Origin of the sequence: Hutsoniella sourekii ATCC 700629 (assembly GCF_000518205.1) — a bacterium.
Lineage (GTDB): Bacteria > Bacillota > Bacilli > Lactobacillales > Aerococcaceae > Hutsoniella > Hutsoniella sourekii.
The window spans coordinates 26,946-50,472 of the sequence record NZ_JADD01000004.1; the positions used below are offsets into that span (position 1 = coordinate 26,946).

Sequence of the window (23,527 nt, forward strand, 5' to 3'; positions counted from 1 at the left end):
AGTTATTTATTCTCTCCTTCTGCCTTTAAGGCTTGATATAATTTCTCTAAATTATGATGTAAATTATCTAAATAGGATTCACTGTTCTGGGGATCACTTTCCAGTGGACTCAATTCCACAATCTCAGCGCCAGTGGCTTTGGCAACAACCTCAGCACTCTTTGGACTAACATTCGGTTCGACAAATAGAGTCTTGACCCCATACTCTTCGACAAAGGCTTGAACCTCCGCAATTTGCTTAGGAGAAGGCTCAACATCATTCGAAATACCGGCTATTCCTAATTGCTTTAGACCGAAGCGCTTAGCTAAATAATAGAAAGCCGTATGCTGAGTGACAAAGGTCTTTTGATGGATTGGTTTAAACTTGGCTTGGTATTCAGTGACTAGACGATCAGCCTGATCGTAAAAAGCTTGAGCATTCCTTTGATAGTAATCAGCATTGGCGGGATCGTATTCACCTAGTTGGTCAGCGATATATTTAGCTTCTTGAGCAGCTAACTTAGGATCCAACCAAGTATGAGGATCATAGGTACTCTCCTTGGACAGGCCTTCAATGTCAGGCATGTCTTCTAGTCCTGTTACTGTATCCAAGGTTAGACCTTGAGAAGCTTCTATTAGTTGAACCTTGGAATCTCCTCTGTTAACTGCCAAGTTCTTCACCCAGGACTCTAGCATGGGCGCATGATAGATGAAGAGATCAGCTTGGTAGATACCCTTAACATCATTAGCTGAAGGTTCAAAACCATGGATTCCTTGACTGGAATTGATCATTTGTACCTGGTGACGGTCTCCAACAATTTCTTTTGTCATTGCATAGACAGGATAGAAACTAGTCACGATCTTCAAGCTCTGCTCTCTGGCATGAATCGACGGTACCATCAGCTGTAATAGGAGTGTCATAGCAAATAGCTTTGCGATGATTTTGCGAAACATTGTATCTTCCTTTCTGTAAATAGTAATCATTACTTTTAAAAGCATTTTAAATAGTAACCATTACTTTTTATTAAGTCAAGGAAATTTTGCCGATTGATTAAATTTTCATGTGTAATTCCTATTGGTAACCATTTTTTACTTGAAAGTTTAGTCATGAAAAGAGTTAACTATACGCTTTATTGGTAATTACCTCTTGATTTTAGTAAACTGTTAATAAGAGATAATCTCATTTAAGGAGTGATTTAATGGATAAGGAAAGAAAGATTAAAATTCTACAAGACGTCATTCAAATCGAAACCATTAACGATAATGAAGAAGATGTCGCTAAATACTATCAAGAACTCTTGAAAGAATTTGATATCGATTCTGAAATTGTTAATTACGAGGGTAACCGTAGCAACTTAGTGGCTGAAATTAAGGGTGAAGAAGAAGGTCGTGTACTGGTCTTAAGTGGTCATATGGACGTGGTTGACTTGGGAGACCGTGATGAATGGACGGTAGATCCATTTGGTGGCGAGATTAAGGAAGGCAAGATGTATGGCCGGGGAACAACTGATATGAAGGCTGGATTAACAGCTCTTGTGATTGCCATGATTGAGCTCAAAGAAGCCGGCAACCCATTAAAAGGGACCTTACGTTTGGCTGCTACTGTCGGCGAAGAGATTGGAATGTATGGTTCAAAGCAATTAGTCAAGGAAGGCTATGTTGATGATGCAGATGGCTTTATCATTGCTGAACCATCCGGTCCTGAACAAATTATCAATGCCCACAAAGGATCTCTTCAATATGAAGTGATTGCTAAGGGTAAACCAGCCCACTCTTCTATGCCTGAAAACGGTATTGACGCTCTTCAATTAATGGTGGACTATATCAATCGTTCCAATGAATTATTTGAGGAAGCCTTCTCTGGTAAGAGTAACGAGCAAATGGGTGAAACAATCAACGTTAATACCGTTATCAATGGTGGCGACCAGATCAACTCTGTCTGTGGCCGAGCCGTCTTGAAGGCTAATGCTCGTACAGTTCCTGAAGCAGATAATGCAGTTGTTATTGAAGCGATTCAACAAGCCATTGAGGAGCTCAACCAAGTCAATGAAGGTGAACTTGAATTAAATATTCTCCAAGACAATCCTTCAGTCGAAAGTCCCGTTGATAATGACTTAGTTAAAGCCATTCGAGTGGCAACCAATAAAGAGATTCCTGCTAAGCCATTGATGGGGGCCACTGATGCTTCTAACTTTGGCCGGGTACCTAAGGATATTGACCTCGCTATTTACGGTCCAGGTACACCATCTCGCGCCCATACCCACGATAAATATGTTGAAGTTGATCAATACATTGAATTTATCGATATTTATGTAGACGCAGTAAAAGAATACTTGAAATAATTAAAAAGGCTCACTGATAATTTTTCAGTGAGCCTTTTTTGACTTTATTTTAAGACGGTCTTGTTTAATACTTGTAAATCTCCGTCAAATTCATAAATAATCGGTTGACCGGTCGCCAGTTCTAAGGAAGGAATCGTCTGGTCATCAATTCCCTCTAAGTATTTAATCAAGGACCGTAAACTATTACCGTGAGCAGCTACTAATACATTCTTGTTCTCTTTAAGATCAACACTCAAATGATCTTGCCAATAAGGAAGCACACGTTTCAAGCAGTCCTTTAGGGATTCCCCTCTGGGCACCAAGCTTTGATCCATCCCTTGATAACGAGGATCGTCCATCGGTTGATCAAGGAGTGGCGGTTTAACATCATAGCTACGGCGCCAAGTAAAGACCTGGTCTTCGCCATATTTCTGGGCGGTAACAGCCTTATTAAGCCCCTGTAATGCTCCGTAGTGACGCTCATTCAAGCGCCAAGATTTATGGACGGGCAAGTAGACTTGATCCAATTCCTCTAAGAGATAAAAGGCCGTTTCAATCGCTCGACTTTGAAGCGAAGTATGGACGGCATCAAATTTGATGCCAGATTCTTTTAACAGCCGCCCTCCCCTCCTAGCTTCATCAATACCTTGAGGAGACAGGTGAGGGTCTAACCATCCTGTAAAAATATTTTTTAAATTATATTCACTTTGACCGTGACGGACAAGAACGAGTTTCATGTTACAACCTCCTTTTAGGTTAACCTAATTTACTATAGTTGTATATTACTCCTATTTATAATTATAAACAAGAAAAAACCACTTATTTTTAGATTAACCTAAAAATAAGTGGCTAATAATTATTTGGTGGTCGATCCTTTAATCAAGAGATAAAATAGTTAATTCCTTAGTAACATGGTTCAAAACCTTAGGGCCATCTGCTGTTATAGCAACCAAATCTTCAATTCGGACACCTACATTACCTGGTAAGTAGATACCGGGTTCAATAGAAAATACATGGCCTTCTTGGACGGGTTGAGGGTTGTGTTGCCCTACATCACCATGCTCATGGGCCTCCTGACCGATAAAGTGACCTAGACGGTGGGTAAAATAAGGCCCATAACCGGCATCCATAATCACATCTCTAGCAGCCTTATCCAAAGAAGCGTAAGAGGCTCCCTTACTGATCGCATCAATTCCAGCCTGGTTAGCTAGTCGCACTGTTTCATAGACCTCTCTTGCTTCTTGGCTAGCCTCCCCATAAAAGACTGTACGAGTCATATCTGAGGCATAGCCCTTGTACATGCAGCCAATGTCAATGACAATACTATCGCCAACTTGCGGTAAATCATCATTGGTTAAATGATGCGGGTCCGCTCCATTAGCTCCGTAAGCAATGATTGGTTCAAATGATGGTCCGTCTGCTCCCAATTCTTGGTAGATTTCCAACAAACGGTCTACAGCCTGTCTTTCAGTAGGTCCTTCTTTTAGAAACTCCCAGATCTTTTCCATGGCTTGATCATTGATCGCAGAAGCTTGCTTCATCAAGTCAATTTCTTCTGGTGACTTAACAGCCCGGATTCCGTCGGTTACGATGGATCCATTTACAAAATTTAGCTTATTATTAGCCGCCATTAATTCAAGCAAGAAGTGAGCATCCATAAATTTATCAACACCAATTGTCCCTTGACCTAAATGCTTAGCCAATGACTCAACTACTGGTTCACCATCGGTGAAGCCTACCACATCAATCTGATCATTCAATAAGCCATTCAAGTTAGGCTTGGGAAAGAGATTATTAATGATAAACTCTCCGCTTGAATTAGCCTTAATAACTAAGGCATAAAATCGCTCACCTGGCTCCACATAGTAACCTGTAAAGTAACGGATGGACAGAGGATCGGTTAGAATACTAGCAGATTGCCCCTCCCTTTGGAGTGTCTCAATAAGCTTACTTAAACGTTCCTGGTACATATTTTACCTCCTTAACAGTTTATCCAAGACTTATTATAGCACATCATCGAAGTGAGAATGAATCAGTCCAAGCTCTCCTTTGAGAAAAAATTATGCTATACTAAAATGAACCAATGAAATTACGAGGTGACTTATGACACGTTTTGATCAAATTTATAAAGAAATCGTCAATAATATTTTAACCAATGGAATGAAACAGTCTGGCCAAGTTCGCACGGTCTATGCGGATGGTGAACCAGCTTATACTCAATATCTATATGGAGTGAACTTTGCGATACATCCGGAAGATGGCCTACCTATCTTACAGTCCAAACGTGTGGCTTGGAAGACCGCCTTCCGTGAAATGGACTGGATTTGGCGGTCGATGAGTAATGATGTCAAGGAATTACAAGCGCAAAATTGCCACATCTGGGATGAATGGCAAAAAGAGGACGGAACTATCGGTCCGGCTTATGGTGCCAGATTAGCCCACCCTACTTTGCGAACCCTACATCGTCCAGATGGCAGTCGCTACCAAGAAGAGGTCGATCAAGTAAGCTATATTATTAACCAAATTAAATATAACCCATCTTCTAGACGGATTATGACGACTCTTTATGAGACTGATTATTTGAGTGAAATGGCTTTGGAACCTTGTGTATGGACGACTAACTGGAATGTAGATGACAAAGGGAAGCTACATTTATTTGTTAAGCAACGTTCATGTGATGTCTGTGCTGGCTTTCCGTTTAATGTTGTCCAGTACCACCTGCTACATAGACGGATTGCTCAAGTGACTGGTCGCCAGCTAGGATCTATGTATTGGACGATTGACAATGCTCATATTTATGATCGTCACATCGAAACGGTTCAAGAGCAAGTCAACCAAGATTTGAGTGCCTTAGACCAAGAACCAGCGCTCATTTTACCGGATAACTTAGATTACTTTAATGTTCCTTTAAGTGAAGCAAAAATAGAAAACTACCAGCACCTAGGTAGCTTTAAATTTGAAATAGCGATTTAAATGCTTAGGAGAGGAAGGATGATATGCAGGAGTATCTGTTGATACTTGGGAAGTTGATCATCGGTGGACTAGCCGCTTTTGTCTTGTTTCGTCTAATGGGTAAGAAGGCTATCTCAGATTTGACCCCCTTTGATATGCTATTTACCTTGATCTTGGGAGGGATTGTTACTGAGCCCTTGTATGATACAGAGGCTAGTCTGGTTGAGATTCTGTTTGCCTTGGTGGTCTGGGGATTCGTCATGTATGTCTTACAACGCATCCTAGCAACCACTGGCAATACCAGCCAACTTATAGAAGGCAAGCCAGACCTTATTATTTATCACAGTCGGATTCAAGTCGATAATCTGAAGAAAAACCATTTGAAGATGGAACAAGTTCGCAAGCTGCTTAGACAAGAAGGATACTATAACATAGCTGATGTCTATCACTTGATTTTGGAAGTTGATGGCAGTGTCACTGTGATCCCTACCAGCAAAAAAGACGAGTTCTCAGTAATGGTCATTGACCAAGGAGAAATCGATCACGATGTCTTAGATGAATTAATGGGCAAGGATGAAGCCTGGTTGATGCACCAACTGGCACTCCAATCTTGCCCCCTGAACGAGGTCTACTACGGTGAAGTCTTGGCGAATGACCAGCTGCAGCTAATACGCTACCATGACTTGGCAGGCAATGAATTGGATAATATTGATGAGTAGTAAATTATGAATAATTAAAAGATTGCCTCATCTTAGCTATCTTTAGGATAGTCTCCTCCATATCTATTATAGAGGGACTCGAAAATTAGACCTATAGCCGTATTAATCAGTATGTCAAAGGGGGAGTCAAATGACCATCCCATCAATCAAACATAGATTGGTGATGTGGCCGGGATTTTTGTCGCTGTTTATTCTCTCTACCTTATCACACCAATTGATCTGTTTCCTCCGGCAAATGATCTTCTCGTTCAAAATTTCTACTTTTCTAAGCAAAAAAACGAGGTTCTCAGACATTCACAAAACGCCTAGAACCCTCATTATTATGCGATTTATTCCCTTGATCTTTTCAGCTAACGCATTTAGGAGAGTAAGTCACTGCGTTCAAACTCTCCTATAAAACCACCTACGCTCACGCTACGGAGCTGATTCTGAGCACTGCGTACTTTATCCGTAATTCGTATACTCTTACGGCTAAAGCATAACTCACTAAGTTCGAACAGACTCAATCAATACTACGCACTCCACGTGTGTCGGTGATTTAGTATAAATTGATTTGAGCATGTTAAACGTATTGTTTTGATGTTATTTTTATTTATATATATCTTTTCGATGACCAACATGAATATTGGTAATGACGAAAAGATTTTCATCAACCAAAGAAATTATTCGATAATCACCTACCCTAAAGCGAACGTAGTCCCTCCAATCACCCTTCAGCGTTTTACCAGGGGTAGTCGGAAAGTCTACATTGACTAAATGCTTACCAATCCATTTCAAGATTTGCTTTTGAACACCCCTATCCAAACGAGCAAACTCTTCTTCAAAACTTGAAGCAAAAACCACTTGATATTTAGCCATATTGTTCCATCATTTCATCAAAGGTCTTAACTTTTTTTCCAGCTTTCTCCCACTCTTCATAAGCTTGGTCTGCCATCATCACATCAAAATCATTTTCTAACTTTTCCAAAATCGCTGTACGAATAAACTCTGCTTTGGAGATTTCTTTGGCGTGCGTGTATTTTTCAAGTGATTCATTAAGTTGGTCATCTAATCTAACTGAAATTGGGGAAGTCATATTTTCACTCCTTGTAGTTCATAGTAACTACATTGTAGCATAGTAATGAATCGTCGGCAAGAATTAATCTTTTAATCGATTATTTCATATCTATCCTCTCTCCTAGAAAATCATAAATAAGCTATGACATTTTCTTAGCTTCTTCTTTATTAGATATTACCGCCTTGAATTGTCTTAATTTCTTTTTCTTGTTAACACTATACCTACAATAGTACTGCTTAAAGCAATGGGTGCCAATCTGAAATAATCCATTCAAACGCTAAAAACTGTTCCTACTATTGCAGTTTCCAGATGAGCATGAAGATGTATCCTTGGTAGAGTAAAGAGAATATGACTATGACTTTGGAAAAGAATAGTCTATCCCTAGATGAACTGCCCCCCTAAAGTTGGATTTTTCTTGGTCCAACTTTAGGGGGGCAGTTCATTCCGCAATTGCTTGGCTAGCACTTTTTAGTTTTTCTTATTGATAAATAAGTATCCTTCAGTTTCTCCAAAGTATTTAAAGTAGCCAGTAACCAGTAAGTCTATTTCAAAGTCACCTTGACTAAAGTGAATGCTTTCAGGAGATACTTCATTATAGGATACGAGAAAATCACCTTTTTCAAGTGGCAGGTCCATTAATGTTTGGCCGGCTTGGCTAATGGAAATTCGCAAATATGAATGAGGAGAATCATATCTGACAACGAGCAAGTAGTTTTGATCATCAAGAGTTAACTTGCGATGCATTTCCCTTGGAATTAGATCACGATGACCGGTCTCCTCCGCCTTTTTGGCGACTGCTTGATCTTTAGGCTGAACCTCAAATTGATCCGACTTAAAGGAAACAATGGCATCATACTGACCATTAATATTAAGTGCCCCCTCCTCGTTATAGCTGGCCTGATTCGGACCATTACTTGGCTGGTCAGACTTAATGGCAAATTCCAAGTGAGTATAGTTATCCAATGTCTGCGGGTCAAATACTAATTCACGAACCGATAAGTAACCAGCAAGATCCTGACTTTCAAAAGGAAAAACAAGTTGATCAGCCGGTAGATAATTGTGGTCACTTTGACGTCTAGCTTCAATTAAGTCTAATAGCGAAACACGCGTTAAGACCTGGCCATGGTCGTCTTTTAAGGTGAGGATGTAGCGGTCTGGGTTTGCTTGAAATGAATCTTCAAGAGTCAAGTGCTGATCCTCAATTTCTATTGGCCAAGTGTTTGTCTTACCATCATAAAGATAATCTGACCAATCCACCGTGATCAACTCGGTTTGACTCACTTGATCTTGCAAGATTTTGTCACGTTCTTCAGGCTTCAGCAGAATCCTCTGATCATCAATTGGAAATTCCAGCAGCGGTTGACTATTGGTAAGTAGCGACTCGGGACTATAACCGAAGCTCTCAATGAAGGCAGCTTCGCCTTCAACCGATGGATGATACGGATTCTCATAATATTGATTAATAACTGCCAGTTCCTCAGGCAAATTCATTGTAGACATGGCTTTAGTATAATAAACAAGGTCTTTTCTTTCAGGAATTGTTAAATCAAAGTTAGCATTCTTTTGGATGTGACCATTAGACCAAAGCCCTCTTTCTTCCAAATAAGCAATATATTGGGAAGGATTATAAGGTGTGGGCTGTACCCATGCTAAAATTAGAAAAGCAACTACCATGAGCAAGGGAACCCCACCCAACCAGGTTAGCCAGCTTCTCTGTTTGCTCCCGGTGAATCGTGGCAAGACCAAGGTCGTTAAAAGTGGCAACAAGCCCATAGCTAGGAGTTGATTAAGATAGCGATTCCTATTAATCGAATTAAAATCTTTGGCAATACTTATTCCCATAAGAAAATATAAGACAATAATTGGGACCATAACTAAAAACATCTTTAAAATAAAAGCTCCCAATTGTCTTAGATTCTCACTTTCGCGCAGGTCAACCTTTGTAATTGCAAAGATAAAATTAAAAACCACCAGGCCCAAAATCAAAGCGACATAATATGAATCATGCACATCACCGTAATTTGACACCGTGGCTCGTCCTATTATGATCAAGGCACTCAGAAATGGAATCAAGTAGCAAATAATAGCCAGACGCCACTTAGTTAAGGCTTTACAGCCTTTAATGGGCCGAGTGGGTCCCAGTTGACTTGATAGATTACGGGCTGTGAGATGAAATAGCCCCAGAAGAAAGAGAAAATGGTTGATTTTAGCTGACCAATAGGGAGTCATTCCTATTCCAGCGATGATCACCACCAGTAAAAAACAAATAAAAGGTAACTTGAAGCGCTTTAAATTTGTTATCATCATGAACTCCTTATTTCCCTGGATATGTATGATTTGAAGCTAGTTTACATGCTTATGCAAACTTGGAATCATTCTTGATTATTTGCCGGATTGCTCGTGCTGCTTGGGCTTGAATAATATAAATGGAATTTGCCTGATAGATAGTTCCTTCAACGAGTAGACCGTGAGCAGTCGCATTGGCTAAGATTCCCCATCTGGGCGACTTAATTTGGCTAGTCTTGGCTTCAATCTTAATGCCCCACCTTGGATCGGCTTCAATAATCCCTTGGCTAGCCAGTTGAGCCAGCAAGGGCTGATTTTGGATGGCTGGATCCAATCCCATCCCATTAATCAAGTAATCTAACTTCAAGGCTTGATTGATAAGGAAGCCTGGGTAGAGTGGCCGAATGTCATGAATTCCGGCTAATACTTCCAATTGCCTAGAATTTGCTAGGTCCAGTAAGCCCTCTGCCGATTCAGGCGGAATCTTGGCTTTGGTTAACTGACTGGTGCGGTGATATTTAGCCAGGAATAATTCCTGATCTTGCGGAGTCATTTGCGACCAATACAAGTTAAGCAAGCGGGTAAGCTGTAAGAAGATAAGTTCAGCGATGGCCACTTCTTCCGGGTGGTCTAGCGAATCTCTTAAGCTAGCTAATCCAGCTTCAAGTCTGGTGGACTGGTAATGAGCCCAATTAATTCCGTGCGCCTGGAATTCTGCTTGAATCAAGTGGTCAAGTTCACTAAAAACCAGACCTTTATCAAGCTTAATCCGTTCCCTGACACGGTCTATAGTCAGATGGTAGAAGCTTAAACTCGACTTCTGCAGAACATCCGCTACAGGGACCTGCCCCTGTCTGGATAGTAAGTAAATTTTATGCGCTTCTTTTTGCTTGGCTAGATATTTAGTGATATCAATAGCAGTTAAATTGGAGCCTAGGATACCTAACCTAGAGCCCTGGTTAATTGACTTTAATTCTTGCTCTAAGGGATAGGGCTGGTGAATATAAGTTGGCTTTCCTTGAAGCTGGTATGGATCCTGATAAGCAGTCCGACCCACACATAGATGAATCCGGTCATAAATTCGGCCACCGGGATGGACCTGCCATTGCTGGGTGTCTTCCAAGTAATCCAAGCGGTCAACCCAGTGGTTGATGATTCTGGCTTGGACTTGGCTGGCTGCTTGATAAGTGTAGCCTCTTAAGTAGTCCCCATAGGTTTGGCGCGAGCTATAGCTTTGGTCAACGCCTTGACTGTGTAACCAATCCGCGTAGTGGCCAGGTTGGTAATAACTATATGAGATTGTTTCGGCCCGGGTATTCACTAAGACATCACAATCATCCGCTCGAAAAGGTAAACCCCTGCCCCAAGAATCAGCTTGATCATAGCAATCAATCAAGTAATGCCTTATTTGAGCTGCAGACAGCGAATGAGCATAGGTATCTAGAACGGCACTGCCACTAATTCCCATGCCAATAATGGCTACTTTGATCATCTAACCACCTATTCCGCTTGTGATTTAGTCTAATTCAAGATTTTGTTGTTGGATGGCACAAGCAATGGTCTGCTCCATTAACATGGCAACAGTCATAGGCCCCACCCCACCTGGAACCGGGGTAATAGCTGAAGCTTTGTCTGACATTGACTCATAATCGAAGTCACCCACTAACTTACCATCAGCTTGACGATTGATACCAACATCGATTAAGACGGCTCCATCTTTAACAGCAGCAGCCGGAATGACATTAGGCTTACCGACGGCTGAGACGATAATATCTGCTTGACCAGCCAAATCTTCTAGATTTTGAGTCTTGGAATGAGCCAAGGTGACAGTAGCATCTGCTTGGGTCATCAAAAGACTAAGCGGTGTGCCAACGATTTGGCTTCTTCCAATAATTAAGGCTTGTCGACCGGTTAAATCAATATCATATTGATCGAGTAAGTACATGATCCCCTTGGGTGTACACGGGATTAATTGGGCCTGGTTGCGCGCCAACTGTCCCAAGTTATAAGGATGCAAGCCATCCACATCCTTATGTGGGGCGATTTGTTCGGCGACTAGATTGGGATTCAAGTGGTCAGGAAGCGGCAATTGAACCAGTAAAGCATGGCAATCACTGGCTTGGTTATAGCTTTGAATCACTTGGTGGAGCTCTTCTTGACTAATTTCTTCATCCAATCTTACCCACTCAAATTCCATGCCTAGATTGACAGCCTTCTTCTCCTTTTGTCCTACATAGACCTTACTAGCTGGATCCTGGCCGACGGTAATTACTACCAGCTTAACCGAAGCTCCTTGACTCTTAATTTGAGCGACTCTTTCCTTGTGTTGTTGCGTTAGTTGTTTGGCTAATTCTTTACCATTAATGATAGTTGTCATAGCAATTCTCCTTGTTTTTAATCTCATTTTAAGTTTAGCTAAATAGCTAGCCCTTGTAAAGTAGCATTTAGTTCGAAATCGAAGCATATCAGTGGATGAATAGCTGCTAATCGTATATAGTTAAGGTAAGTCAGTTACATGGTATCAAATAATAGGAGGTTTTTATGGGATTATTAGTTGACGGAAAGTGGCAAGATAAATGGTATGACACCGAATCAACCGGTGGTAAATTTGTTCGTAGCCAATCACAATTTAGAAATTGGATCACCAAAGACGGCAGTGCTGGACCAACGGGTCAAGCAGGATTCAAGGCAGAAGCGGGACGTTATCATCTCTACGTCTCACTAGCTTGTCCTTGGGCCCACCGAACGCTGATTCTAAGAGCGCTCAAGGGATTAGAAGACATGATCTCTATTTCTGTGGTTAACCCATTGATGCGCGAAAACGGTTGGACCTTTGATGAAGGGCCAGGAGTCATCCAAGATCCCATTCATCAAGCAGATTACTTGTATCAAGTCTACCTAGCTGCAGACAGTAAGTATAGTGGCCGGGTCACTGTGCCTGTCTTATGGGACAAGGAAAAAGAAACCATCGTCAACAATGAATCATCTGAAATTATCCGGATGTTAAATTCAGCCTTTGATGAGATAGGTGCCAAACCAGGTAATTACAGTCCTGAAAATTTAATGGATGAGATCGATCAAGTCAATGATTATGTCTATGACCATATCAACAATGGCGTCTACAAGGCAGGCTTTGCTACTCAACAAGATGTCTATGAAGAAGAAGTTGAAAGCGTCTTTGAAGGGTTGGACAAGATTGAAGCCCTACTGGAAAAGCAAGATTATTTGGTGGGGGATCAATTAACTGAAGCAGATATTCGTCTATTCACGACCTTGGTTCGCTTTGACGCTGTTTACTATAGTCACTTCAAGTGTAATTACCGTCGCTTGATTGATTATCCAAATCTGTGGCTATATACACGTAAGTTCTACCACTTACCAGGCATCGAAGAGACTGTTAATTTCCAACACATCAAGGACCACTACTACAAGAGTCACGATACAATTAACCCTAATGGGATTGTTCCAAGTGGGCCTGTTCTAGACTTTAGTTTATAGTCTCAACAAATAAAGACACCAGCAGGCTAAGAAAGCCAAGTTGCTGGTGTCTTATTTTAGTTAAATATCAATCGTTGATAAGGGTGTCTTGACCCGTTGGTTGAGTGCTTTGGTTAATTGGTAAGCAATCTCAAAATCCATCAGTCCATGAAGGAAGCTTCCGACGCCAACAAGAACCAATAAGAAATAAAAATAATTATAGCCGTTGGCAGTACCTTGCGTAATAATTAATACCACGGTCACTTCTGCTAGACTGTGCAAGATATTGACCCACACACTATACAAGTATCGTTGCTTGGTCGATTGTAGCACTTGTGGACGCTTCATGATGTAATTGGACCCAATTGTAGCAAAGATCACGTGGCTGACTGCCCGTGCGACAATAACAATTGGAAAACCAGCAATAAAGAATCCCAGTCCAGAGCCCAGAGCGACAAAAAGAGCAACTTGCGGGCTAACAAACATGGCCATGACTACCGGCACATGACTAGCTAAGGTGTAAGAAGCTGGTCCGACTACTATTTTGACAGGCATAATGATAGGTATCAGTATTGCCAAGGCTGTCAGTAGCGCTGTGATTGTCATTCGTCGCAAGCGCTGATTAGATGATTGGTATGATTGCATTGGATGAACTCCCCCTTTAAGGGTTCATTATACGTGGTAACTTGACAGGTGTCAAGACAGTAAAATTAAGAATCAGCCAGTAGGATATTAGCTTCTTTGAGCGCTTCTTTGATGGCCGGGAAACTTTCACTGTCTTGACAGCTAATGGTATGGGAGTGGATCCCTTCAGTCAAGGAACTGAGTAGAATCCCCTGGTAGGCCTCCATCTGACGAATAAATAAATGAAGGTCATCTTGGCTACGTAGTTGTAGTGGTGCGGTAATCAGGCCATAAACTGGATGATCCACTTCCACACTCTCTACTTGACCGCCCAGATTAAGAATAATTTCCAACTCTTCTTCCATTTGTTTGGCCTCGTGGTAACAGACAATGCGTCCTTGATAGGGGTGTTTGGAACTAGCTTGACTCCCCTGGGCCAGGTAGCCACGATTGGTTGCGAGTATTTGGTGGTCCGCTGCTCGAAGCAAGGCAATATCACCGACAATGATTTGCCGGCTCACCTGAAACTGCTTGGCTAATTGCGTGGCAGTGACCGGTTTATCTGAAGCTTCAAGAATATCAAGAATCGCCCTTCTACGTTCTGGTGCTTTCAAATCTTTATCACTCCAATCTAGTTTCTGGTTATTTGCGATTAATTTTATTATAATGAGTGCCAAGGTGGTGATCAAGATGAAAGTGGCAGTCTTTGCTGGAACGCCAGTCGATACCCATATGGGAATCCAATCCATCAATAAGCTTGGCTACGAGGGCTTGTCCTACCCTCTAGCAGAAACGCCCCAAGAACAGACCCGGCTTCAATATGAATCAGCCGATTACTTGGCTGAACGCTTCAAGCAAGCCGTTATTAATTCACGCTTAGCCGGTGCCGAAGCCTATTTTCTTAATTGTAATTCGCTATCAAGTGCCATTGACTATCATGCGATTGCTCATGAACTGCAAGTAGAGATCATATCTCCTTTGGATATCTACCATGATCTGGCCAAGCAAGCAGGTAATTTCCTGGTCTTAGCGGCTAATGGGATCTCTGCCTACCAGGTCGACCGTATCCTAACGCGTGAGTATCCGGGTCGGCGTAATGTCACCCTGGGTCATTTGGCTCTCGTTGAAGCCATTGAAGCGGGAATAGATCCAGATCAGATTATAGAAGACTTGGGTCTTAAGTCATTAATCCAGAGCTATAGTCAGCTTCAAGTCCCAGCTTATCAATTAGGAGCAATCTTACTGGCCTGCACTCATTTTCCTTACATGAAGGAGGCCCTCCAAAGAGTGAGTCCCCTTCCGATTATTGACCCGCTCGATTATATGCTGGACCGAATTAATCCGCCCCACAGGCACTAGGCTTGGAGGCGGATTTTTTCTATTCTATCCATATTACTTGGCTAATATCTACGGGATAATGGCCTTCAACCATATCAATAGCCTTTTGTAATTGACTCACTGCTAGTGAGTGTGAATTACTGACAATTCCGACTCCAATCCGGGCGTAATTATGCAGATCTTCTTGGTCCAGTTGGCAAGCGGTCAGATGATAGCGACCTTGCAAACGCTTGATGATACTTTGAACAATTTGACGCTTATCCTTTAGAGAATAGGATTCATGAAGCAATAGATCAATCTCCAACCCTAGTAGATGCATCTTATTCCTCCTCTTGCAAAATGGCTCGTAAGCCCTGACTGAATTGTTGTCGGTCTTGGTCCGTGAACTGACGAGGGCCCTTGGTGTGGTGGCCAGACCGGCGCATCATTTGAGCATGATGGCGCTGCTCTAGCAACTGAGGCAGATTATCAGCCGTATATTCCATTCCCGAATGATGTACCACCCGTATCTTTCCCACTAACAAGGAAGCCAGACCATAGTCTTGAGTAATTAGAATATCACCTGGATCAGCCAACTGAAAAATTCGAAAATCAGCTGCATCAGATCCCATATCCACCAACTGATGGTCTACCCAATCAGGATAGATCTTATCCGAATAGTGGGCATAATCCGTAATGATCACAACCGGTCGCTTGAATTCCTCAGCTAGCTGAATCACTTCCCTAACCACTGGACAGCCATCTCCATCAATCAAGAGACGCCTCATCTAACCTCGCCACCTAGATGCTTAAATAATGCCAAGGCAAATGATAACTTATCCTGCTGTTCCAGTTCAATGACTTGTCCATCTTTTCCTAATAAGGTGGCTCGATTCTCAGCACTATTGAAGCCAATGCTTGGATCGCTGATATCATTGGCTACAATCCAGTCAGCCTTCTTCTTGGCCAACTTTACCCTTGCATAGTCTATTAGATGCTGGCTCTCAGCTGCAAAGCCAACGACCAATTGGTCTGGACGCTTGTGTTGGCCTAAATGAGCTAGTATATCAGGATTTTCAGCTAATTGAATAGCTAGACTGTCTTGATCTTGTTTCTTGATCTTATGGTTGGAAGCATTAACTACCCGGTAGTCGCTAACAGCCGCCGCCATGATCAAAATATCTGAGGCTTCCTGAAGAGCAACCATCTGGGTGAACATTTCCTGGGCACTTGTAACATAGATGGGCTTAACTCCTAAGGGAAGGGGGAGTTCAGGCTTGGTTGAGACCAAGGTGACATCTGCGCCTAATAACTTGGCTGCTTGAGCTAAGGCGTAGCCCATCTTGCCAGAAGAATCGTTAGAGATATAGCGAACCGGATCAATTCGTTCAATGGTTCCGCCGGCAGATATGGCGACCTTTTTACCGGCAAGAATCTGAGGATAATTATTGCTCCAGTAGACTTGGACTAGGTGATCCAATAAGACGGATTCTTCAGGCAATCGTCCCTTGCCCTCATAGCCTTCAGCCAGGAAACCTGTTGCAGGTTCAATAATAGAAACACCATCTTGCCGTAATTGTTCCAGATTCCGCTGGGTTGCCGGATGCTGGTACATGTTGACATTCATAGCAGGAGCAGCAACGATCGGACAAGTCACAGCCAATAAGACTGAAGTGACCACATTATCGGCTAATCCTTGAGCTAACTTAGCGATCGTATTAGCTGTTGCTGGAGCGACCAAGGCTATATCACACCAATCGGCTAGGTGGATGTGTTGAACGACCTCTGGATCCTCTTCAGCAAAAGTATCGACCAAGACTGAATGCTTGGTTAAGGTTTGTAAGGTTAAGGGAGTGATAAAAGCTTGGGCTCCCGGAGTCATGGCTACTCTTACTTGTGCGCCCTCCTTGATAAGCAGTCGCGCAAAATTTGCCATCTTGTAAGCGGCTATCCCTCCGGTGATAAATAAGCCAACTTTAACATCCTTTAATCGCATGCTTAATCTCCTTTCAATAAGCCAGTGGTTTAATCCGCGTTAGTGGCTTTAGAATCAATGGGGTAATGATGGTTGCAAGGATAGCTTCAGGTATCCCATTGGCAGTCACAATACCGCCTAGAACCAACAACAATTCAGAATGGTTAGTAACATCATAGGCACTTAAGATATTACTTCCCCCAAAAAGATACATTGCTCCCAAGACAAAGACCGTATTTATCAAACTACCCACTAAGCCACCTACTAGACCAACCATTTGAGCTCGAGATCCTGCCTTCATTAATAATTTCTTACAGTAGTGGACTACAATAGGCATCATAACCCGGGGCAAGACACTAATTAATGGATTAGTAAAGATCAAACGCTCTACCGGGTTCCCAATCAGCCAAGTTCTAAGAAAGCTACAAAGGCCAAAGGTTAGGCCCACGATTACCGCTGATTTCAAATCCAGCCATAGACTAGCTAAGATCACCGTGATAGGGATAATGGTCATTGAAATGGGTCCGATCGAAATAAAACCTAAGAAAGGCACACTGGTCTGTAAAATAATCAAAGCTACAAACAAAGATACAAAGACAAAATTACGTGTATTATTCTTACTATATGAGTTCATCACTACACTTCCGTTCTATTAAGAATCTACCTACTTGTAATCTCTTCCATTATACATGATGATCCCTGAAAATAGTGCAAAAAAGCAAGTTTTAGCTATAGAGATTTGGTTATCGTTTGGAGTACGGATCGGAATCTGTAACCGAACTAGTAAGCATCCTAATTGCGCCTTCAAGAAGCTTATGGTAGCCTTAGTTTAAGGAGGCGATTAGATGAGTCAAGAACTTGTTGAAATTTGCTTAAGAGTTAGAGATATTGATGCGACCTTAGATTTTTATACTCAATTATTTGATTTTGAAGTGAGTCAGGAACGGAAGTACCCGGATAAAGGCTTTGATCTTATTTATGTCAAGGCACCCGGTTCTCCACTGGAGCTGGAACTGACTTATAATTATGACGCAGAACCTTACGATGTTGGTAATGGCTTCAGTCACCTCGGAGTCACTGTTGATGACCTAGAAGCGATGCACCAAATTTGCAAGGACTCTAAGTATGAGACTGGCGAATTAAAGGGCTTGTCCGATAAGCCAAGTTACTTCTTTGTAACAGACCCAGATGGTTATCGCATTGAAGTCAAGCGCCGTAAATAATTAGACATTTAATAACTAGCGATTGGACTTTCTATTATCGGAAGCCGGATCGCTGGTTTTTTTATTTCTATTGATAGTCTTTGAAGTAGGAGACCTCTGCTTGATCAGCTAGTCGTCTGAGTTCGTCCCGGGTTTGGTCATCCAAGGATCCTCCCAGGTCAAAGAATTCAACGAGGTCCTTGAAGGCACGACCTGGAATGGCTAAGTCTAGCACCTTATCAGGGGTCAAGCCCGTGTCAATCTGATCTTCCTTGCCTTGAAGTAACTTAAGCACGAAATCTGGTTCAGTGACAAAGACGGAAGACAAGCCGACCATATCGGCATGTTCAAGGGCTTCAAGGGCACTTTGAGGCGTATTAATGCCCCCGGTAGCGATAATCGGTAGTCGGCCGCGGAAGTGATCATGGACCACTTGGTTCACGAGTTGACCGGTGTGAGGGCCCTGGGCTCTGACCGTATTCTGGTAAATGTTGTGGCCCCAACTGGCAATCGCATAGTATTGCACTTGACTGACTTCTAATAACCAGTCGACATACTGGTTGAATTCATCCACACTATAGCCTATCTGATTACCACGTACCTCTTCAGGAGTCCCTCTAAAGCCAATGATAAAGGAATCACGGACCCCTTCTTGGTCTACAGCCTCTTGAACAGCAGCCATAACTTCAACCCCAAAGCGGGCACGATCTTCTAAGGACTGACCACCGTATTCATCTTCACGCTGATTAGAAAACTTGGAGAAGAACTGTTGGGGCAGGAGACGTTGAGCGTTGGAAATCTCAACTCCCGCAAAGCCGGCCTGGATGGCCCGACGGGTCGCCTCTTGATATTGGTCAATCACATGCTTGATCTTCCGCTTGCTCATGGCATAGGATTGATGAGGGACCGGTGTTTGTAGTTGCATGTGACTGGGTCCATAAGTGAGGCCATAATCTTGAAGAGTGGTCTTAGCGAATCGTCCGGCATGCGTTAATTGAATAATCCCCTTAGCTCCTTGACCTTGAATGGCCTCCGCCCATTGGGATAAGCCAGGGATAAAACGGTCATTGCGAATGCTCGGCCCATATTCAAACAACTGCCCGTAATCTTCGATATAAGCAGCCGTTGTAATATGCAAGGGAGCCGACTGGGCTCGTCTTCTAGCATAGGCCAGGTCTTCTTCAGTAATATAGCCCTCCCGGGTGGAAGAATTGGTCGTAATAGGATTCACTGAGAAACGGTTAGCTAATTCTAGGCCATTAGGCAATTTGATGGGTTCAAATAGGGCTTGATAGGTTTGAGTCATAATGTCTCCCTTCTAATTGATAAGCTTCAGCTAGTATGGTTATTGCTTGGATTCGCGCTTCAATGCTTGGCATGATGGTACATAAGAGAATTTCATCGGCCTGGAAGGCTTGGCGGTAAACTTCAAGTTGGTCTTTGATCGTCTCTGGTGTACCCACAACAATTCTTGACCGATTATCCACTATCCGTTGACCTTCACTAGGGCTAGCTTGATAAGTCTTAGCAGTCTCAACACTAGGGAAACTTGAATAATAGGCAAAGTCATCCTTGGCCAACATCCACAGGTCAATCGCCTGGGCAAGATCTTCCGCCTCTTCTTGGGTAGGCCCAATAGCAGCAAATAAGGCAAACATGCCTCGAGGCTCTGGCATTGCCTTGGAAGCTTGGAAGTGATCACGGTAAACCCTGAAAGCTTCACTTCCGACGGCAAGCTTATCACCTGAAGCATAGGGAAACATGCCGTAGCAGTAACCAATTCCTAATTCCCCAGCCAACTTGGCATTACGCACGCTAGTCGACAAGAGAAACATCTCCGGAAGGTCGCTAACCAGAGGCCGGGCCGTTAAATCAGGATAACGGAAATCCGCTTGAGGGCGACTGCCTAGGTAGTGGTTCAAGTCCAAGAGGGATTGACGGTAACTCTGAACTTTTTGTTTGTTTTCATTAAGGGCAGCATTAACCTGGCTAGTACCCAAGCTATTCCCCATGCCCAGATCAATCCGCCCCGGGTGAGCTGCTTCTAGTAGCCGGAAGTTCTCTGCGATCTTCAAAGGACTGTAATGTGGAAGCATCACTCCACCGGAGCCAATTCGAATCGCCTGCGTCTGGTCAGCAAGGTGCATCATCAAGACTTCCGGACTCGAGGAGGCAAAGGCTGGCACATCATGGTGTTCCGCCACCCAAAAGCGCGTGTAGCCCAGCTTATCGGCTGCTTGGGCAAGCTTCACTGAATCTTGAATGGCCTCATAGGCAGTTCTTCCCTCATCAATTTGAGCATAATCGAGAATACTCAGCTTAACCATGATCTAATTCGCCTCCTTGTGATATTGATAGGCTTGAGCCATCAGACTAGCGATATCTTCTCTCATACGAACGGTTGAATCCTGAACCCCCTCAGCTAGGCGGTACAACAAGGGATTCACCGTAACATAGAGCGCCTTGGAATTCTGAATGGCCAAGTTTTGAAAAGGCTCTCGAATAAATTGCGGGGTCTTCTTACCCACCCCCAACTCCAGCAAGAGAAGCTTCTTGTCTTGATTGGCCGCTAGAAAAGCTTGATAGCGATCCTTCTGCTGGTGAAAATCCGGGTCTTCTACCATATCACGAATGGCATCACGCTTATTAATCTCCATGGGCGCTTGACATTTAGGACAACGAGGAATCAAGTGGCTAGGCACCGACATCTGGTCTTGTTGGTCAATCATCTCTTGATTCCAGTCCGGATTCAAGGGATAAGCCTGTTGGTGACACTGGTTAGAGCATTGGATCAATCCATATTCACCTTGACAGCGGAAGACCTTGGTCATATCATAACCCGACCGGTAAAAGGCTGAATCGGCATTAGTGGTAATAATGTGGTAATTGTGACCTTCCAGCAAATGCTTCAACTGGGTATAGGCCAGTCCTTCCGGCTGGTCAAAATAATTCAAAGCCGCAAAGCGACTCATAAAGGCCCACTCCTCTTCCGGAGATTGCCAATTATCGCTGATAAAGGCCTGCAGCATATCGAGGAAGCCATATTTATCAATAAAATCTGAAAAGACATCACTAAACCGAGGGCCTGAATAGACGAAACCAGTGGCTGCTGACATACCTGAGCCAATCCCAACCAGGATCGCTTCAGCTTCCTCAATCAATTGGCTTAAGAGAAGACCCGCTTCTGGTGTTGGTGAGTTTAAGGTTTGCCATAATTCTTTAGTCATTTATATCTCCTTTTGCTTGAGTAATTCTTGATAGATTGCGTAGTCTTCGTCCAGGAAGACATTGAAGACCACTTTGAGAGGTGAATGTGTCTGCTTGAGATATTCCCTTGTGGTCTGGATAGCGATCAGGGCTGCTTGGTCCTTAGGAAATCCAAATTGCCCCGTACTAATACACGATAGGGCCAAGGATTGGGCCCCAATCTCATCCGCCATAGCTAAGACGGACCGGTAGGCTTGAGCTAGCAGTCGCTTCTTGAACTCAGTCACCCCGTCCCAAGCAATGGGGCCGACCGTATGGATAATCCACTGGCTAGGCAAATTATAAGCTGGGGTCACCTTGGCTTTACCAATCGCTTCTTTACGTCCTTGTTTGCTTCGAATCTCATAACAATCGAGACGAATCTGGTAGCCTCCCTTGGACTGGATCTCATTATCAATACAATGATGATTAGGAATAAAGCAGCCTAGGAATTCACTATTAGCTGCATTGGTAATCGCATCTACTTCTAGCTTGGTAATATCCCCCTGCCACAAGTAGAGACTATCCGTTACAGACTCCAAGTCTGACAGTCGCATTACAGTGTGGGATTTCAGATCTTCTTGTAAATAATCATCTTGAACCTTCAAAAACTCATCCCCTATCGGGTAAGGAAGTCGGGTATTCAACAGCCCGCGCCATATGTGGTAAAGTTCATCTTCCTTTAAAGGCAAGAGTGGCTCAATCTCAATTCCTTGCCCTTGCGCATTCTCTTCTAGTAGATAAGTAATCATCCATCTTAATCGATCCCTTTGCTTCATGACTTCTCCTCACTAACAAAAAGCACCCAGAAGATGGGTGCTTTTAATAATTATTGGGCATCTTCTAATTGCTCGTAGGCTTCTGCGTCCACATCTTCTAGTTGAATCAACCAGTTCTCACTTGGATCCGCAGAATTCAACAACTCAGGCGTCTCAACGGCAGCTTGATTGCGCTTGACCACTCGTCCTGCTAAGGGAGTCTGAGCTTCAAAGACCGTCTTAGCCGCCTCAAAGTTCACGAAGCTGTCTCCTTCAGCTAATTGATCCTGATCGATAAAATCCACGTAACCCACCGTTCCTAAGTCATCCTGCAATTCAGGGGTCATGCGAACCGTATAAGTGTCACCTTCACGGTCAATAAAAAAGAAATCCTTAAATTTTGTCATGTATTTATCCTCCCTATAAACTGTTATAGTTAAACCCATAATAATATAAGGCAAACATTAATTCAAGTCGAAGCTTTTACGTGTTCTAATAACTAGTCAAACGCTTGCAATCTGATATAATAAACGGTAAAAACAGGGAATAGGATGTGTACTATGATTCTAATAGAAATGAAGCGCAACGGTGAGAAAGTTTTCCGGCCTGGAGTGGATATGGCCGTGCAAGAATATGTCAGACAACACCTCTTCTTCGACGAAGATATTATGATGCCTTATACGACCTCCCCTCAAGTCCAGATGGGGCGCTATCAGAATGTAGCCAAGGAAGTCAACCGTTCCTTCATGGAAGAGGCTGGGATTCAGTTATGCCGCCGGGACACCGGTGGAGGTGCCATTTACCTGGATCGGGGCAACACTAGCTTCTGTTATCTCTTCAACAAGGATAGCTTAAACACTGACTTAAACTTCCAGAAGCTCTATCAACCCGTCATTGAGGTACTTCATGACTTAGGGGCTAAGGAAGTGGAGATGAAGGGCCGCAATGACTTAACCATTAATGGCAAGAAGATTTCTGGAGCGGCAATGAGTCATGATCCTGAGCGGATCTACGCGGGTTACTCCCTTCAATTAGATATTGATATTGAATCCATGATGGGAGCTCTCACACCTAACCGCAAGAAGATCAGTGCCAAAGGGATCGATTCAGTGAGAAGCCGAGTTGAAAGTATTCGCCCTCACCTGGCCCCTGAATACCAGAACATCTCTGCTTCCGACTTCCATGACTTGGTTGCCTGTAAGCTACTCGGAGTTGATGACTTATCCCAAGCCAAGCGCTACGAACTAACTGATAATGATTGGGCAATCATTGACCAACGATGTCAGGAAAAATGGCTGAATTGGGACTGGGTCTATGGTCAGTCTCCCAAGTATGAATACAGTCGTGACACCCGAATCGAAGGCGTCGGTACAATTGAAGTCTACTTGACGGTTGACTCTGGTAAGATTAGCGATCTATCTATATATGGTGACTTCTTCGGTAGTCAGCCCATTGAAGAATTCGAGCAGGTCTTAATCGGTGTCGCTGAAGACCGCCAAGCCCTTCTCCAAGCACTTGAAGACGTTGACCTTAAACCCTACTTCAATGCTGACATCCGCCAAGAATTAGTGGATTTGATTGTGAGTTAACCTGTCAACGATAAGAATTCTCTCAA

At 43.1% G+C, this 23,527-nt stretch carries 26 protein-coding genes; 7 read left to right on the forward strand and 19 right to left on the reverse strand.

What is annotated here, in order from left to right:
* Positions 1-2: 2 nt before the first annotated feature.
* A complete protein-coding gene (locus T408_RS0100745; RefSeq protein ID WP_028118247.1) occupies positions 3-932 on the reverse strand; it encodes a metal ABC transporter solute-binding protein, Zn/Mn family in 930 nt (309 codons plus the stop codon).
* 245 nt (positions 933-1,177) lie between these two features.
* Here T408_RS0100745 and T408_RS0100750 point away from each other — a divergent pair, with 245 nt between their 5' ends.
* Positions 1,178-2,320 carry an ArgE/DapE family deacylase gene (locus T408_RS0100750; protein WP_028118248.1) on the forward strand — a complete coding sequence of 381 codons (1,143 nt, stop codon included), beginning with the start codon at positions 1,178-1,180 and terminating at the stop codon, positions 2,318-2,320.
* A 44-nt stretch (positions 2,321-2,364) separates the two neighbouring features.
* Here T408_RS0100750 and gpmA read toward each other — a convergent pair whose 3' ends face one another.
* Together gpmA and T408_RS0100760 are read right to left on the reverse strand one after the other, a co-directional pair.
* A complete protein-coding gene (gene gpmA / locus T408_RS0100755; protein ID WP_028118249.1) occupies positions 2,365-3,036 on the reverse strand; it encodes a 2,3-diphosphoglycerate-dependent phosphoglycerate mutase in 672 nt (223 codons plus the stop codon).
* A 138-nt stretch (positions 3,037-3,174) separates the two neighbouring features.
* Positions 3,175-4,269: a M24 family metallopeptidase gene (locus T408_RS0100760; RefSeq protein WP_028118250.1), complete on the reverse strand. Its 1,095-nt coding sequence runs from the start codon at positions 4,267-4,269 to the stop codon at positions 3,175-3,177.
* Positions 4,270-4,402: 133 nt separating this feature from the next.
* On the opposite strand from T408_RS0100760, the gene thyA reads away from it, so the two are divergent.
* Together thyA and T408_RS0100770 are read left to right on the forward strand one after the other, a co-directional pair.
* Positions 4,403-5,272: a thymidylate synthase gene (gene thyA, locus T408_RS0100765; RefSeq protein ID WP_028118251.1), complete on the forward strand. Its 870-nt coding sequence runs from the start codon at positions 4,403-4,405 to the stop codon at positions 5,270-5,272.
* A 23-nt stretch (positions 5,273-5,295) separates the two neighbouring features.
* Entirely contained in the window at positions 5,296-5,970 is a 675-nt protein-coding gene (locus tag T408_RS0100770) for a DUF421 domain-containing protein (protein WP_028118252.1), read from the forward strand.
* A gap of 588 nt (positions 5,971-6,558) precedes the next feature.
* Here T408_RS0100770 and T408_RS0100775 read toward each other — a convergent pair.
* The 5 genes from T408_RS0100775 to T408_RS0100795 all read right to left on the reverse strand — a co-directional run bounded on the left by T408_RS0100775 (position 6,559) and on the right by T408_RS0100795 (position 11,690).
* Positions 6,559-6,828, reverse strand: a complete 270-nt coding sequence (locus T408_RS0100775) for a type II toxin-antitoxin system RelE family toxin (RefSeq protein WP_028118253.1) — start codon at positions 6,826-6,828, stop codon at positions 6,559-6,561.
* A complete protein-coding gene (gene relB, locus T408_RS0100780) occupies positions 6,821-7,045 on the reverse strand; it encodes a type II toxin-antitoxin system RelB family antitoxin (protein ID WP_028118254.1) in 225 nt (74 codons plus the stop codon). The genes T408_RS0100775 and relB overlap by 8 nt, the downstream gene beginning before the upstream one ends.
* 450 nt (positions 7,046-7,495) lie before the next feature.
* Positions 7,496-9,331: a hypothetical protein gene (locus T408_RS0100785; protein WP_028118255.1), complete on the reverse strand. Its 1,836-nt coding sequence runs from the start codon at positions 9,329-9,331 to the stop codon at positions 7,496-7,498.
* A 52-nt stretch (positions 9,332-9,383) separates the two neighbouring features.
* Positions 9,384-10,805, reverse strand: a complete 1,422-nt coding sequence (locus T408_RS0100790; protein WP_028118256.1) for an FAD/NAD(P)-binding protein — start codon at positions 10,803-10,805, stop codon at positions 9,384-9,386.
* A gap of 24 nt (positions 10,806-10,829) precedes the next feature.
* Positions 10,830-11,690, reverse strand: coding sequence for a bifunctional 5,10-methylenetetrahydrofolate dehydrogenase/5,10-methenyltetrahydrofolate cyclohydrolase (locus tag T408_RS0100795; RefSeq protein ID WP_028118257.1), 861 nt, complete (start codon positions 11,688-11,690; stop codon positions 10,830-10,832).
* Positions 11,691-11,854: 164 nt separating this feature from the next.
* Between T408_RS0100795 and T408_RS0100800 the strand changes: the two genes are divergently transcribed.
* Positions 11,855-12,811, forward strand: coding sequence for a glutathione S-transferase family protein (locus tag T408_RS0100800; protein WP_028118258.1), 957 nt, complete (start codon positions 11,855-11,857; stop codon positions 12,809-12,811).
* A gap of 60 nt (positions 12,812-12,871) precedes the next feature.
* Here T408_RS0100800 and T408_RS0100805 read toward each other — a convergent pair whose 3' ends face one another.
* Positions 12,872-13,435, reverse strand: coding sequence for a hypothetical protein (locus T408_RS0100805; protein WP_028118259.1), 564 nt, complete (start codon positions 13,433-13,435; stop codon positions 12,872-12,874).
* 65 nt (positions 13,436-13,500) lie between these two features.
* The gene (locus tag T408_RS0100810) at positions 13,501-14,028 is read right to left on the reverse strand and encodes a transcription repressor NadR (protein ID WP_028118260.1); all 528 of its coding nucleotides are present in this window, start codon (positions 14,026-14,028) and stop codon (positions 13,501-13,503) included.
* Positions 14,029-14,104: 76 nt separating this feature from the next.
* Between T408_RS0100810 and T408_RS0100815 the strand changes: the two genes are divergently transcribed.
* Positions 14,105-14,773: an aspartate/glutamate racemase family protein gene (locus T408_RS0100815; protein ID WP_028118261.1), complete on the forward strand. Its 669-nt coding sequence runs from the start codon at positions 14,105-14,107 to the stop codon at positions 14,771-14,773.
* 19 nt (positions 14,774-14,792) lie between these two features.
* On the opposite strand, the gene T408_RS0100820 is transcribed toward T408_RS0100815, so the two are convergent.
* From T408_RS0100820 to T408_RS0100835, 4 genes are read right to left on the reverse strand one after another with little or no spacing between them, the layout of a single operon-like run.
* Positions 14,793-15,071 (reverse strand): DUF503 domain-containing protein, encoded by a 279-nt coding sequence (locus T408_RS0100820; protein ID WP_028118262.1) that lies wholly within the window; start codon positions 15,069-15,071, stop codon positions 14,793-14,795.
* A gap of 1 nt (position 15,072) precedes the next feature.
* Positions 15,073-15,519 carry a YaiI/YqxD family protein gene (locus T408_RS0100825; RefSeq protein ID WP_028118263.1) on the reverse strand — a complete coding sequence of 149 codons (447 nt, stop codon included), beginning with the start codon at positions 15,517-15,519 and terminating at the stop codon, positions 15,073-15,075.
* On the reverse strand, positions 15,516-16,727 hold the full coding sequence (coaBC, locus tag T408_RS0100830) for a bifunctional phosphopantothenoylcysteine decarboxylase/phosphopantothenate--cysteine ligase CoaBC (RefSeq protein ID WP_028118264.1): 1,212 nt from the start codon (positions 16,725-16,727) through the stop codon (positions 15,516-15,518). Before coaBC ends, T408_RS0100825 begins: the two co-directional genes overlap by 4 nt.
* A gap of 13 nt (positions 16,728-16,740) precedes the next feature.
* Entirely contained in the window at positions 16,741-17,340 is a 600-nt protein-coding gene (locus T408_RS0100835) for an ECF transporter S component (protein ID WP_028118265.1), read from the reverse strand.
* Between the two features lie 211 nt (positions 17,341-17,551).
* On the opposite strand from T408_RS0100835, the gene T408_RS0100840 reads away from it, so the two are divergent.
* On the forward strand, positions 17,552-17,929 hold the full coding sequence (locus T408_RS0100840) for a VOC family protein (protein WP_028118266.1): 378 nt from the start codon (positions 17,552-17,554) through the stop codon (positions 17,927-17,929).
* A 67-nt stretch (positions 17,930-17,996) separates the two neighbouring features.
* On the opposite strand, the gene T408_RS0100845 is transcribed toward T408_RS0100840, so the two are convergent.
* The 5 genes from T408_RS0100845 to T408_RS0100865 are packed head-to-tail and all read right to left on the reverse strand — an operon-like array spanning position 17,997 to position 22,319.
* The gene (locus tag T408_RS0100845) at positions 17,997-19,214 is read right to left on the reverse strand and encodes an NADH-dependent flavin oxidoreductase (RefSeq protein WP_028118267.1); all 1,218 of its coding nucleotides are present in this window, start codon (positions 19,212-19,214) and stop codon (positions 17,997-17,999) included.
* Positions 19,186-20,235, reverse strand: coding sequence for an LLM class flavin-dependent oxidoreductase (locus tag T408_RS10380; protein WP_051444697.1), 1,050 nt, complete (start codon positions 20,233-20,235; stop codon positions 19,186-19,188). The genes T408_RS0100845 and T408_RS10380 overlap by 29 nt, the downstream gene beginning before the upstream one ends.
* A gap of 3 nt (positions 20,236-20,238) precedes the next feature.
* Positions 20,239-21,135 carry an SIR2 family NAD-dependent protein deacylase gene (locus T408_RS10385; RefSeq protein WP_035419674.1) on the reverse strand — a complete coding sequence of 299 codons (897 nt, stop codon included), beginning with the start codon at positions 21,133-21,135 and terminating at the stop codon, positions 20,239-20,241.
* Positions 21,136-21,933 (reverse strand): protein-ADP-ribose hydrolase, encoded by a 798-nt coding sequence (locus tag T408_RS0100860; RefSeq protein WP_028118268.1) that lies wholly within the window; start codon positions 21,931-21,933, stop codon positions 21,136-21,138.
* A gap of 50 nt (positions 21,934-21,983) precedes the next feature.
* Positions 21,984-22,319, reverse strand: a complete 336-nt coding sequence (locus tag T408_RS0100865; protein WP_028118269.1) for a glycine cleavage system protein H — start codon at positions 22,317-22,319, stop codon at positions 21,984-21,986.
* 153 nt (positions 22,320-22,472) lie between these two features.
* Here T408_RS0100865 and T408_RS0100870 point away from each other — a divergent pair, with 153 nt between their 5' ends.
* Entirely contained in the window at positions 22,473-23,501 is a 1,029-nt protein-coding gene (locus T408_RS0100870; RefSeq protein ID WP_028118270.1) for a lipoate--protein ligase, read from the forward strand.
* Positions 23,502-23,527 lie beyond the last annotated feature (26 nt).